Source organism: Sphaerisporangium album, from assembly GCF_003323745.1.
Taxonomy (GTDB): domain Bacteria; phylum Actinomycetota; class Actinomycetes; order Streptosporangiales; family Streptosporangiaceae; genus Sphaerisporangium; species Sphaerisporangium album.
On sequence record NZ_QOIL01000001.1, the window covers coordinates 476,038 to 489,714 of the forward strand.

Below are 13,677 nucleotides of genomic sequence, written 5' to 3' on the forward strand. Positions count from 1 at the left end.
GCGTTCCCGCCATGCCTTATCTGCTGCTCGCTTTGAACGCACGCTTGTCAAAGTGGACAAGACGGACAAGAGCCCTTTTATCCGCCTAGTCCGGCAGAGGTAATCATGCGTGAGCCGACCGAAATCATCCCCCTCTCGTTCGGCCAGGAACGCCTGTGGTTCCTCGACCAGCTCCGCCCGGGGGACTCCTCACATCACCTCTTCACGGCGGTGCGCCTGAGCGGGCCGCTCGACGCGCGCGTGCTCGAAAGCGCCCTCACGGAGGTGGTCGCGCGGCACGAACCGCTGCGCGCGCGCTTCCCCGCGCGCGACGGCGGGCCCGTCCAGGAAATCGCCGCTCCCGCGCCGTTCGCGCTGGAGTTCCGCGAGCTGGACGCCGCGGAGGTGCCCGGATACCTCGCCGAGCGGACGAACCGCCCGTTCGACCTGGCGGCCGGGCCGTTGATCCGCGCGCACGTCGCCCGGCTCGGCCCCGGCGAGCACGTCCTGTGCCTGGTCGTCCACCACATCGTCTGCGACGGGTGGTCGCTGAAGCTGCTCCTCGCCGAGGTCTCCCGGCTGTACGCGGCGTTCACGGAGGGGAAGCCGTCGCCGCTGCCGCCCCTGCCCGCGCGCTTCGCCGACTTCGCCCGCTCCCAGCGCGCGCGCGACGACGGCGGCACGCGCGGCGCGTCGTCGGGCTACTGGAGGGACCGGCTCGCGGGCGCGCCGCCGCTCGACCTGCCCACCGACCGTCCCCGCCCGGCGGTCGCCACCACCAACGGCGCCACCCTGGTCGTCCCGCTCCCGCCCGGCCTGATGGACGGCGTGCGGAGGCTCGCCGCGTCCGAGCGCTGCACGAGCTTCATGGTGCTCATGGCCGCCTACCAGGCGCTCCTCGCCCGGTACAGCGGGCAGGACGACCTGTGCGTGGGCTCGGCGATCGGCGGGCGCGACCGGCTGGAGTACGAGACCCTCGTCGGCTACTTCGCCGGAACCCTGGTCTTCCGCGGTGACCTGTCCGGCGACCCCGCGTTCGGCGAGCTGCTCCAGCGCACCCGGGCCGCCGCGGTCGGCGTCCACCGGCACCAGGACGTCCCGTTCGAGCTGCTGCTGACCGAGCTGGGCGTCGAGCGCGACCTCAGCCGCGCGCCGCTGTTCCAGACGATGCTCGTCCTCCACGACATGGGGGAGACGCGTCTGGACCTGCCCGGCGTGCGGGCCGAGGTCCTCGACGCCGGATACCACCAGGTCCACCACGACCTGGTGGTGGACGTCTTCGGCGAGGGGGACGAGCGGCGGCTGGTCTTCACCTACAACACCGACCTGTTCGAGCGGGGCACCGTCGCCGGCTACGCCTCCGCCCTGCTGTCCCTCCTCGCCGGCGCCGTCGCCGACCCCGGCGCGAGGCTGTCGGCGCTGTTCGCCGCAGTCGGGAACGACGTGGCCGCCGACGTGGGCGGGGACCTTCCGCCGGGCCACGGTGACCCGGCCGGCACGCGGGCACGGGCCCTGCCGACGCTGGTCGAGACGTTCGCGACCGCCGCCGCGCGCACGCCGGACGCGGTCGCCGTGACGCAGGGGCCGGTGGAGGTGACCTACGCCGGGCTGCGGGCGGCCGCGTCCCGCGTGGCCGGGCGGTTGCGCGCGGAGGGCGCGGGGCGCGGCACGCTGGTCGCGGTGTTCGCGGAGCGGTCCGTGGAGACGATCGCCGGCTTCCTCGGCACGCTGACGGCCGGAGCCGCCTATGTTCCCCTGGACCCGGACCACCCCGCCGAGCGGATCGCCATGGTGCTCCGGGACTCCGGCGCCACGATCGTCCTGGCCCAGGCGGGCCTGCTGGACCGCCTCCCGCCGGTCCAGGCGAAGATCGTCTCTCTGGAGCCGCTGGACCGCGCCGGCTCGCCGGACCCGCTCGGCGGTCCGCACCGCGGGGACCCGCCGCCCGAGGTCCGGGCCACCGTCCAGGAGGAACCCCGCAAGGCGGCGGAGGACGCGCCCCCGGCAGAGCCCGCGCGACCGGAGGACCCCGCGTACGTGCTCTACACCTCCGGCTCGACCGGCCGGCCCAAGGGCGTGGTGGTGTCGCACCGGGCCCTGTCCGGTTTCCTGGCGGCGATGTCCGAGCTGCTCGCCCCGGGCCCCTCGGACGTCTGGCTGGCCGTGACCTCGCCGTCCTTCGACATCAGCGGCCTGGAGATGTACCTGCCGCTGACCACCGGGGGCCGGGTGGCCGTCGCGCCCCCCGCCATCGCCCTGGACGGCGCGGCCCTCGCCGGGATGATCGAGGCGAGCGGGGTGACCCACGCGCAGCTCACCCCGTCGGGATGGCGCGTCCTGCTGGACGCCGGCTTCACCGGCCCGGACGTGACCGCCCTGGCGGGCGGGGAGGCACTTCCCCTGCCGCTCGCACAGGAGCTGCGGTCCCGGGTCCGGCGGCTGTGGAACATGTACGGCCCCACCGAGACCACCATCTGGTCCACCGCCTGGGAGGTGCCCGAACGGCCCGGCCACGTCTCCATCGGCCGCCCGATCGCCGGCACCCGGGTCCATGTGGTGGACGCCGGCCTGCGGCGCCTGCCCGCCGGCGTGCCGGGCGAGCTGGCCATCGGCGGCATCGGGGTGGCGGAGGGATACCTGGGCCGGCCGGAGCTGACCGCGAGGAAATTCGTCCCCGACCCGTACGGCCCGCCGGGCGGCCGCCTGTACCGCACCGGCGACACCGTGCGCCGGCGCCACGACGGCACGCTGGAGTTCCTCGGACGCTCCGACGACCAGGTCAAGCTGCGCGGGCACCGCATCGAGCTCGGCGAGATCGAGACGGCCCTGGCCGCCCAGCCCGGCGTCCGCCAGGCCGTGGTGGCGGTGCACCGCGAGACGCTCGTCGCCTACGTGATCGGGCGGGCGGACGCCGCCGCGCTGGCCGACCGCCTCCCCGCCTACATGCTGCCCTCGGTCTACGTCCCCATGGACGCCTTCCCGCTGACCCCCAACGGCAAGCTGGACCGCAAGGCGCTGCCCGCCCCCGAGCCCCGCGCCCGCGCCGCGGGCCGCCCGCCCGAGAGCCCGGCCGAGCGCCGCGTCGCGGCCGTCTTCGCCGAGGTGCTCGGGCATGAGCGGGGGATCGGGGCCGACGACGACTTCTTCGCCCTCGGCGGTCACTCGCTGCTGGCCACCAAGGTCGTCGCGCGCCTGGCCGGCACGCTGGGCGTGCGCGTCCCCGTGCGCGAGCTGTTCACGCACCCGACCGTGGCCGGGCTCGCCGCCGTCGCCGAACGGGCCGACGCGAGCGCCGCGCCGTACGGGCCGAGACCCGAGGGGGCGGCGGTCCCGCTGTCGGCCGCCCAGGAACGGCTGTGGTTCCTGCACCGCTTCGACCCGGCGGACACGTCGTTCAACGTCTACCTGGTCCGCCGCGTCCACGGCCCGCTCGACGCCGGAGCGCTGGACGACGCCCTCGCGGGGCTCACCGCGCGCCACGAAGGACTGCGGACCCGCTACCCGCACGACGAGGGCACGCCGCTGGCCGTCGTCGAGCCCGCCTCGCCGACGCGGTTCGAGCGGGCCGTCGCCGCCGACGAGGACGAGGCGCGGCGGCTGGTGGCCGACCGCGTCAACGCCCCCTTCGACCTCGCCGCCGCGCCCCCGTTCCGCGCCACGCTCGTGAGCCTGTCGCCGGTGGACCACGTCGTCTGCGTCGTCTCCCACCACATCGCCGCCGACGGCTGGTCGCTCACCATCCTTCTCGACGACCTGGCGGCCCTGTACGGCGCGGCGCGGCGCGGGCTGCCCCCGGACCTGCCCCCGCAGACCCTCCAGCCGGGCGACGTGGCCTACTGGCGGCGCCTGCGCGACGACCACAGCGACGGGCACGACGAGCACGACGCCGCCCTGGCGTACTGGCGCGAGCGGCTGCGCACGCTGCCCGCGCTCGACCTGCCCGCCGACCGGCCGCGCCCCGCGACCGGCGCGCGCCGTAGCGGCTCCCACCGCCTGGTGCTGCCGGGCGACCTCGCCGCCGCGCTGGAGCGGACCGGCAGGGAACACGGCGCCACGCTGTTCATGGTGCTGCTGGCCGCCTACCAGGTACTGCTGTCGCGCCACAGCGGCCAGGACGACTTCGCCGTCGGGTCGCCCACGGCGGGACGCGACCGCGTCGAGCTGGAGCGGGTCGTCGGCTACCTGACCAACACGCTGGTCCTGCGGGCCGACCTCGCGGGGGACGTCACCTTCGCCGAGTTGCTCGGCCGGGTGCGGCGGACCGTCCTGGACGCCCACACCCACCAGGAGATCCCGTTCGAGCGGCTGCTGGCCGCCCTCGGCGTGGAGCGCGACACCGGCAGGACGCCGCTCTTCCAGACCATGCTGATCCTGCACAGCCAGGAGACCCTCGCCTCCCGGCCGTTCGACGGCCTGCCGTCCGAGCCCTTCGACGCGGGCGGCGACCACGCCAAGTACGACGTCATGCTGGAGGCCTGGCGGGGCGAGGGCGACCTGACGCTGCTGTTCGGCTACGACGCGGACCTGTTCGACGCCGCGACGATCGAGAACCTCGCCGGGCGGCTGGCCGTCCTGCTCGCGGGCGTCGTGACCGGCCCGGGACTGCCCGTCTCGGCCCTTCCGATGCGCACCGCCGCCGACGACGCCCTGCTGACCCGGCTCGGCGGCGGTCCCCGCCTCGGCGACGCGCCGGTGACCGGCCGCGCGGACGCACGGGCGACCGGCCTCGGGGACGCGCCGGTGGCCGGCCACACGGGCGCGCCGGTGGCCGGCCTCGCGAGCGCGTCCCCCGCCGTTCCCGAGCTGATCGCCGACGCGGCCCGCCGCACCCCCGGCGCGGTCGCGGTGGAGTGCGGCGGCGAGAGGACCACCTACGCCGAACTGGTCGAACGCGCCCGCCGCCTGGCTTCGCCGCTGCGCGGCCACGACCTCGTCGGCGTGTGCCTCGGACGCTCGCCCGGCACCGTGGTCGCCCTGCTGGCGGCCTGGCACGCGGGCGCGGCCTATCTTCCCCTCGACCCCGAGTACCCCGCCGAGCGGCTCGCGGCCCTGGTCCGTGACGCGGGCGTCACGCTGGTCGTCACCGACCAGGCGCACCGGACGCGGCTCCCCGCCGTGGCGACCGTCGAGGTGGACGCCGCCGGACGGGCCATCGGCACCGGCGGGCCGGCCGTTGGAGGCGTGGCGGGGGAGCCGGCGGGCGCGGGACGGACCGGAGCGGCGGGCGACGGCGGCGCGGCCGTCCGCGACGGCGATCCGGCCCTGACCGGCGCGCCGGGCGCGGGCGGGACCCTCGGGGGCTCGGCCGCGTACGTCATCTACACCTCCGGGTCGACCGGGGCGCCGAAGGGCGTGGTGGTGGAGCACGGCGGGCTCGCGGCGCGGGTCCGGTGGATGCGGGACGCCTACGAGCTCGGCCCCGGCGACCGGGTCGTCCAGTTCGCCTCGCTCAGCTTCGACACCCACGCCGAGGAGATCTTCCCGGCCCTGGCCGCCGGGGCGACCGTGGTCATGCTGCCCGACGGCGGCGCGTCCCTGCCCGACCACCTGGCCGCGTCCTCCGCGCCGCCCGCGCCGCCCGGGTCGTCCGGGTCGTCCGCGCCGCCCGTGTCGTCCGGTGTCACCGTGCTCGACCTGCCCACCGCCTACTGGCACCGGCTCGTGGACCTGATCGACGAGATCCGGTGGCCCGAGTCGCTCCGCCTGGTGATCCTCGGCGGCGAGCAGGTCCACGGGGCCGCCGTGGCGCGGTGGCGCGCCCGGTTCGGCGACCGGGTCCGGCTGGTCAACACCTACGGCCCGACCGAGACGACGATCATCGCCACCGCCACGGACCTGGACGACGACGGCGGCGCGCGGCCTCCGCTCGGGTGGCCGATCGCCGAGACGAGCGTCCACGTCCTGGACCCACGGGGCGCGATCGTCCCGCCCGGCGTGCCCGGCGAGCTGTGCGTCGGCGGCGCGGGCGTCGCCCGGGGATACCTGGCCCGGCCCGGCCTGACCGCCGAGCGGTTCGTCCCGGACCCGTTCGGGCCGCCCGGATCGCGGTTGTACCGCACGGGCGACCGCGCCCGCGTACGGGCCGACGGGCGGCTGGAGTTCCTCGGCCGCCTGGACGCCCAGGTCAAGGTGCGCGGCTACCGCGTCGAGCCGGGCGAGGTCGAGGCGCGGCTGCTGGCCCATCCCGGCGTGGGCGAGGCCGCCGTCGTGGTCCGCGACGACACGCTCGTGGCCTTCGTCACCGGCTCCGCGTCGTTCGACGACCTGCGGCGGCACGCGGCCGAGACCCTGCCGCCGCACATGGTGCCCGGCCTCTGGACGCGCCTCGACCGCCTGCCGCTGACGACCGGCGGCAAGGTGGACCGCAGGGCCCTGCCCGACGTCGAGCGCGAGCGCGAGACGCGGTTCGTGGAGCCCAGGACCGACGCCGAGCGGCTGGTCGCCGACATCTGGGCCGAGGTGCTCGACCTGGAGCGGGTCGGCGCGCTGGACGACTTCTTCCACCTCGGCGGGCACTCGCTGCTCGCCGTGCGGGTGACGGCCCGCCTGCGGGCCGACGTCGAGGTCGACATGCCGATCCGCACGATCTTCGCCCGCCGCACGGTGGCCGAGCTGGCCGCCGCGCTGGAGGAGCTCCTCCTGGAGGAACTGGAGGGCCTCTCCGACGAGGAGGCCCTCCGCCTGCTCGAAACCGCGCCCGACTCGATGGAGGGGCTGTGACCGCGGATCTGTCGTCGGCCAAGCAGGCTCTGCTGGCCCAGCGGCTTCGCAGGCGTGCGGCGGTGACGACGATCGCCGCGCGCCCCGAGGGCACCGCCCCGCCGCTCTCGCACGCCCAGGAGCGGTTCTGGTTCCTGGAGCAGTACGTGCCCGGCACGGCGGCGTACGTCGTGCCCTTCTCCGTGCGGCTCACCGGCGAGCTGGACGAGGACTGCCTGCGCCTTGCCCTCACCGGCGTCACGGCCCGCCACGAGAGCCTGCGTACCAGGTTCGTCACCACCGGCGACGGGCGGCCGGAGGTGGTCGTGGACGCCGAGCCCCGGATCTCCCTTCGCGTCACGGAGGCCGACGGCGAGGACGGCGCCCGCGCGCTGGTCCACGAGGAGATCGTCCGCCCGTTCGACCTCGCGGAAGGCCCCCTGCTGCGGGCGCTTGTCGTACGGCTCGGCCCGCGCGACCACGTGCTGCTGCTGACCATGCACCACGCCGTGACCGACGGCTCGTCCTGCGACATCCTGATCCGCGAGATCCTCACGCTGCACGACGACCACAGGTCCGGGCGCGCGCCCGCGCTGCCCCCGCTCGCGGTCCAGTACGGCGACTACGCGATCTGGCAGCGCGCGCGCATGGGCACCCCCGCCTACGCGCGCGACGTCGCCTACTGGAAGGGGCGGCTCGCCGGCCTGTCCCCGCTGGAGCTGCCCGCGGACCTGCCGCGACCGGCGACCCAGGTGTTCGACGGCGCCGCGCACGGTTTCCCGCTGGACGCCGGGCTGGCGTCGTCGATCGTCCGGCTCGGGGACGCGCACGGGGCCACGCCGTACATGACCCTGATGGCCGCCTTCCAGGTGCTGCTCGCGCGCTACTCGGGAGCGACGGACTTCGCGGTCGGGTCGCCGATCAGCGGGCGCGGGCTGCCGGAGCTGGAGCCGGTGGTGGGCGTGTTCGTGAACACGCTGCCGCTGCGCGCCGACCTCTCGGGCGACCCGACGTTCGCGGAGCTGCTGGGCCGCTGCCGTGAGACGGCACTGGACGCCTACGCCCACCAGGAACTGCCCTTCGACCAGCTCGTGAACGAGCTGGCGGTCGAGCGGGACGTCAGCCGCTCGCCGGTCTTCCAGGTGCTCTTCGCGCTGCAGAACTACCGGGGGAAGGACGGCAGGGCGCCGGAGCCGCCGGGCTTCACGATGACGGGTTTCCCGTTCGAGACGAACGTGACGCGCTTCGACCTGGCGCTGTACGTGAACGAGACCCCCGATGGCGGCTTGTGGGGAAATTTCACCTTTAATACGGCCTTGTTCCTGCCGGAGACCGTCGCCCGGATGGCCGGCCACTTCGAGAGCCTGCTCCGCGCGGTCGTCGCCGACCCCGGCGCCCGCGTCTCGCGCGTCGAGCTTCCCTACGGCCAGGCCCTGGAGTTCGCCGCCTCCCCGGCCCCCGCACCTCCTCCGTGCGAGCTCCTGCACGAGCTCGTCACCGGCCAGGCGGGGCGCACCCCCGCCGCCACCGCCGTCGTGCACGGCGAGACCTCGCTCACCTACGCCGAGCTGGACGCGCGCTCCAACCGGCTGGCCCGGCACCTGGTGGGCCTCGGCGTGGGCCCCGGTGAGCGGGTCGCCCTCTGCCTGGAGCAGTCCACCGAGCTGGCCGTCGCCGTCGTCGGCGTGCTCAAGGCGGGCGGCGCCTACGTCCCTCTCGACCCGGAGCACCCCGAGGAGCGCCTGGCGTACGCCCTGGCCGACGCGGGCGTACGCGTCGCCATCACCACCACGAACCTGACCGACCACCTACAACCCATCCCCACCTCCCCCAGAACCACCCCCGCGAACCCACCCATCCACTCCACCCCCCTCACGGCGCCCCCACCCTCCCTCGATTCCGCCGACACTGCCTCCACGACGTCCGCGGCGTCCAGCGGATCTGTGCCCGTCCTGCCCAGACCCTTCACCCGTTCCGCTGCGGGGCCGAGCGCTCCGGCCGAGGGCCGGCTCACCACCGTGTGCCTGGACACGGGGGTGCTCGACGGTGTGGACCCCGGTCCCGTGGAGACCGCCGTGACGGGCCGCGACCTGGCCTACGTCATCTACACCTCCGGCACCACCGGCAAGCCCAAGGGCGTCGCCGTCCAGCACCGGGAGGTGCTGCTCTACCTGTCCGGCGTGCGCGACCGCTTCGCCGCGGACATGCGCCACGCCGCGTCCGCCGGCCCCCGGAACGGCGGGCCGGCCGACGCCGGGTTCGAGCCCGGCGGGTCGTTCGCGCTCCTCCAGTCGCTGGCCTTCGACTTCGGCGTGACCGTCTTCTACCTGTCGCTGATGACGGGCGGCACCCTGCACCTCATCCCGTCCCGCACGGCCGCGCCGGACCTCGCCCGCCACTTCGCCCGGACCGGCATCGACTACCTGAAGATCACCCCGTCCCACCTCGCCGCGCTGCTGGCCGAGGCGACCCCGGAGGAACTGCTGCCCCGGCGGCTACTGGTGCTCGGCGGCGAGGCCTCCCCGTGGGCGTGGGCCAAGGAACTGGCGGCCCTGGGCAGGTGCGCCGTGGTCAACCACTACGGCCCCACCGAGGCCACGGTCGGCGTCACCACCCTGCGCGTGGACCCGGCGGCCCCGGACGTGGCGCCCGCCCTGCCGATCGGCAGGCCGCTGCCCGGCGCCCGCGCGTACGTGCTGGACGAGAACCTGCGTCCGGCCCCGGTGGGCGTGCCGGGGGAGATCTACCTCGGCGGCGAGCGGCTCGCCCGCGGGTACCTCGGCCGGCCCGCGCTGACCGCCGAACGCTTCCTGCCCGACCCCTACGGCGGACCCGGCGCGCGCATGTACCGCACCGGCGACCTCGGCCGGTGGCTGCCGGACGGCGACCTCCAGTTCCTCGGCCGCCGCGACCTCCAGGTCAAGGTGCGCGGCTACCGGGTCGAGCTGGGCGAGATCGAGACCCTGCTCCAGGAGCACCCGGCCGTCGCCCACGCCGTTGTCGACCTGCGCGACCGGGGCCTGGTCGGCTACCTGGTCGCCGCCGAGCCCGCGTCCGGCGCGCGAGCGGGTGAGACTCCGGACGCGGGACGTGACGCGGCCGAGGACGTGGAGGCGGAGACGGACCAGGCAGCGGACGCCCGGCCGGGCGCGGGCGAGCTGCGGGCGTGGATCCGCGAGCGGCTGCCCGACTACATGGTCCCGGCCCGCTACGTCTGGCTGGACGCGGTGCCGCTCAAGTCCCACGGCAAGGTCGACCGCGCGGCCCTTCCCGAGCCGGACGACGAGCGGCCCGGCGAGGGGGCGGGGTACGTCCCGCCGGAGACCCCCTTGGAGGAGGCGGTCGCGGAGGTCTGGGCGAAGGTGCTCGGGCTGGGCCGCGTCGGCGCGCTGGACGACTTCTTCGACCTCGGGGGACACTCGCTGCTCGCGATGCAGGTGATCGCGCGGCTCCGCTCCATGACCGGCACGGACGGCCACCCCGTCACGATCATGGACCTGTTCAAGCATTCCACGGTGCGCGCGCTCGCCCGCCTCATGGAGCTCGGCGACGACGGTCCCCGCAAGCTGCTGCACCGGCTCACCCCCGTACGGCGCACGACCGCGAGCCTGGTCTGTGCGCCGTACGGCGGGGGGAGCGCGGTCATCTACAAGGACCTCGCGGACGCCCTGCCGAAGGAGTGGGCGCTGTACTCGATCGCGGTCCCCGGGCACGAGCTGGGGGAGTCGTCGCGTCCGGTCGACGAGGTGGCGGCCGGATGCGTCGAGGAGGTCCTCGCCACGGTGACGGACGGCCCGCTGGTCGTGTACGGGCACTGCGGGCTCGGCGTGATGCTGGCGGTGGAGATCGTGCGCCGCCTGGAGGCCGCGGGGCGCACGGTCGACGCGGTGTACCTCGGGGGCATCTTCCCGTTCGCCCGCCCGAAGGGGTTCATGTCCCGCGTGTCGGACGCGCTGGAGCGCCTGCGCAGCGACCAGGTCATGGCCAACGCGCTCACGGCGGCGGGCATGGACGTCGAGCGGGTCGACCCGGAGCAGCTGAGGCTCATCATCCGCAACCGGCGGCAGGGGACGCGCGAGGCGGAGAGGTACTTCGGCCGGCTCTTCGAGGAGCGCACGCCGCCGTTCCGGGCTCCCGTGGTCGCCGTCGTGGGCGAGCGGGATCCCGCCACCGAGTTCTACCAGGAGCGCTTCCGCGAATGGCACTGCGTGTCGGACGCGGCGGCCCTGGTGGTGCTGGACGAGGCGGGCCACTTCTTCATGAAATATCGGGCGCGGGAGCTGGCGAGGATCCTCACCGAGGTCCACCCGGCCGTCGCGACCGGCCGTACCGGGCCGTACCTCCGCCGCGAGGACTCCACCTGGTGGCTCCACGACACCTCCCCGGCCGCCTCCGCTGAGGCCGTCCACGACGAAGCCACCCCCGACAAGGCCGGCCTCGACACGGCGACTCCCGACAAAGCCCCCCTCCATCCGGCCGCCACCGAAGCGGCGGGCACCGTGTGGGGCACCCCGGAGACCGGCGGCGGGCCCCGGCCCAGCATGCGGCGGTTCGGGGTCGTGGCCGCCGGGCAGCTCCTGTCGATCACCGGGTCGGCGCTGACGGAGTTCGCGATCCCGATCTGGATCTACGTCACCACCGGGTCGCTGGTCAGCTTCGCCCTGTTCGCCGTGCTCGGCCTGGTCCCCGGCATGCTGGTCTCCCCGCTGGCCGGCGCCATCGTGGACAGGTCGGACCGCCGCCGCGTGATGCTGGCCGGAGACGTCGGCGCGGGCTGCACCCAGCTGGTCCTCGGCGCGCTCCTGTGGACCGGCAACCTCCAGATCTGGCACATCTACCCGCTGCTGGTGCTCCTGTCCGTCTCGCTCACCTTCCAGCGGGTGGCGTTCGGCTCCGCGATCCCGCAGCTCGTGCCCAAGCGCTACCTCGGCCACGCGAACGGCGTGGTGCAGATGGCCGTCGGCACCGCCCAGCTCGTCGTCCCGCTGGTCGCCGCCGGGCTGATGGCCACGATCGGCCTCTCCGGCATCCTGGTGATCGACGTGGCGAGCTACGCGGCCGCGATCCTCAGCGTGGCGCTGGTCAGGTTCCCGTCCTCGATGGCGTGGAAGCGGCGCGAGTCCGTGGTGACCGAGATGGTGAACGGCTTCCGCCACTCGTGGGGCGACCGGTCGTTCCGCTCCATGCTGCTGTTCTTCGCCGTGCTGAACATCTTCCTGTCCCCGCTGTTCCTGATGATCTCGCCGCTGGTGCTGTCGTCCGGCACGCTGGCCGACGTCGGGCGGGTGGCCTTCGCGGGCGGGCTCGGGGTGTTCCTCGGGGGCCTGGCCATGACCGTCTGGGGCGGGCCGCGAGGGAGGCGCCTGCGCGGCGTGCTGCTCGCGACCCTCGCCCTGGCGGTGTTCTGCCTGGTCACGGGCCTGCGCGACGATCTCGTCGTGATCGGGATCGGGGCGTTCGGGATGTCGTTGTGGCTGACCCTCCTCAACGGCGTCTACGCCACGATCATCCAGGTCAAGGTGCCGCAGCGCTTCCACGGGCGGGTGATCGCCCTGAACACGCTGGTCGCCTGGTCCACGCTGCCCATCGGCTTCGGCCTCGTGGCCCCGTACGGCACGGCGGTGTTCGAGCCGCTGCTGGCCCACGACGGCCCGCTCGCCGGCACCGTGGGCACGCTGATCGGCACGGGGCCGGGGCGCGGCATCGGCTTCATGTACGTCTGCTTCGCCCTCGCCATGGCCGTGACGGCGCTGGTGGCGATGCGCGTGAAGACCCTGGCCCGCTTCGACGACACCGTCCCGGACGCGCTGCCGGACGACCTGGTCGGCGTGCAGGCCCTGCGCGACCGCGCGGGAACGGGCATTACCGCCGCCGCCACGGGAGGCCACGCCGGTATGACGTGAGGCCCGCCCCCTCGCCGGGGAACGGGCCTCAGGGCGTTCGGGCCGCGGCGCGGCTCTCAGGCCGAGCCGCGCTCGACCAGATGCGTGTCGAGGATCACGACCGGCTGCTCCAGCCGCTCGCCGTTGATGCGCGCGACCAGCAACTGCGCCATCTGCCGCCCCATGTCCTCGGTGGGCTGGTGCACGCTGGTCAGCGGCGGGACGGTCTGCGCCGCGATGGCCGAGTCGTCGAAGCCGATCACCGCGACGTCGTCCGGGATCGCCCTGCCGTGCTCCTTCAGCACCCGCATCGCGCCGATCGCCATGGCGTCGGAGGCGGCGAACACAGCGTCCAGCGTGGGGTGCTGCTCCAGCAGCCGCTCCATCGCGTTCACGCCGCTGGGCTCCAGGAAGTCACCGTAGGCGACCAGCTCGGGCATGCCCGTGGCCAGCAGCGCGTCGCGGTAGCCCGCGAGGCGGTCGACGCCCACGCCCATGTCCTGCGTGCCGGCGATGGTGGCGATGCGCCGCCGTCCCTTGCCGAGCAGGTACTTGACCGCCTGCCGGGCGCCCGCCCGGTTGTCCACGTCGACGTAGCTGTACGGGGTGAACCCGACCGGCCGGCCGCCGAGGACGGTGGGCACGCCCATCTCCTCCAGCCGGCCCGGCAGCGGGTCCGCCCCGTGCAGCGAGATCAGCAGCACGCCGTCGACGTGCTGGCCGGTCAGATACAGCTCCAGCCGGTCGTGCTGGTTGCGCGACTGGGCCATGGTGAGGATGAGCTGGAGCCCGGTCTCCGACAGCGCCGAGCCGATGCCGCGGATGATGCCCGCGAAGAAGGGCTCGTCGAAGATGCGGTGCTCCGACTCCGACACGACCAGGGCGATCGTGTCGGTGCGCCTGGTGACCAGGGTGCGCGCCGCCCGGTTGGGCACGTAGCCGAGTTCGTCGATGGCCTGTTGCACGGCTTCGCGCGCCTTCTCGCTGACCTTCGGCGAGCCGTTGATGACGCGCGAGACCGTGCCGCGGCCGACCCCGGCGCGAGCGGCGACGGCCTCTAGGGTCGGTCGCGCTCCCGAGCGGCGGTCCCCGTTCATGGAAAGTGCCCCCTCCTGAC

At 74.7% G+C, this 13,677-nt stretch carries 3 protein-coding genes; 2 read left to right on the forward strand and 1 reads right to left on the reverse strand.

Features of this window, described 5'->3' with window-relative positions:
• Nucleotides 1-105: 105 nt before the first annotated feature.
• Both DQ384_RS02110 and DQ384_RS02115 read left to right on the forward strand, forming a co-directional pair.
• Nucleotides 106-6,699 carry a non-ribosomal peptide synthetase gene (locus tag DQ384_RS02110; protein ID WP_114026912.1) on the forward strand — a complete coding sequence of 2,198 codons (6,594 nt, stop codon included), beginning with the start codon at nucleotides 106-108 and terminating at the stop codon, nucleotides 6,697-6,699.
• Nucleotides 6,696-12,581 (forward strand): non-ribosomal peptide synthetase/MFS transporter, encoded by a 5,886-nt coding sequence (locus DQ384_RS02115; RefSeq protein WP_114026913.1) that lies wholly within the window; start codon nucleotides 6,696-6,698, stop codon nucleotides 12,579-12,581. Before DQ384_RS02110 ends, DQ384_RS02115 begins: the two co-directional genes overlap by 4 nt.
• A 56-nt stretch (nucleotides 12,582-12,637) precedes the next feature.
• Here the strand turns inward: DQ384_RS02115 and DQ384_RS02120 are convergent, their stop codons facing one another.
• Nucleotides 12,638-13,657, reverse strand: a complete 1,020-nt coding sequence (locus DQ384_RS02120; RefSeq protein ID WP_114026914.1) for a LacI family DNA-binding transcriptional regulator — start codon at nucleotides 13,655-13,657, stop codon at nucleotides 12,638-12,640.
• Nucleotides 13,658-13,677 lie beyond the last annotated feature (20 nt).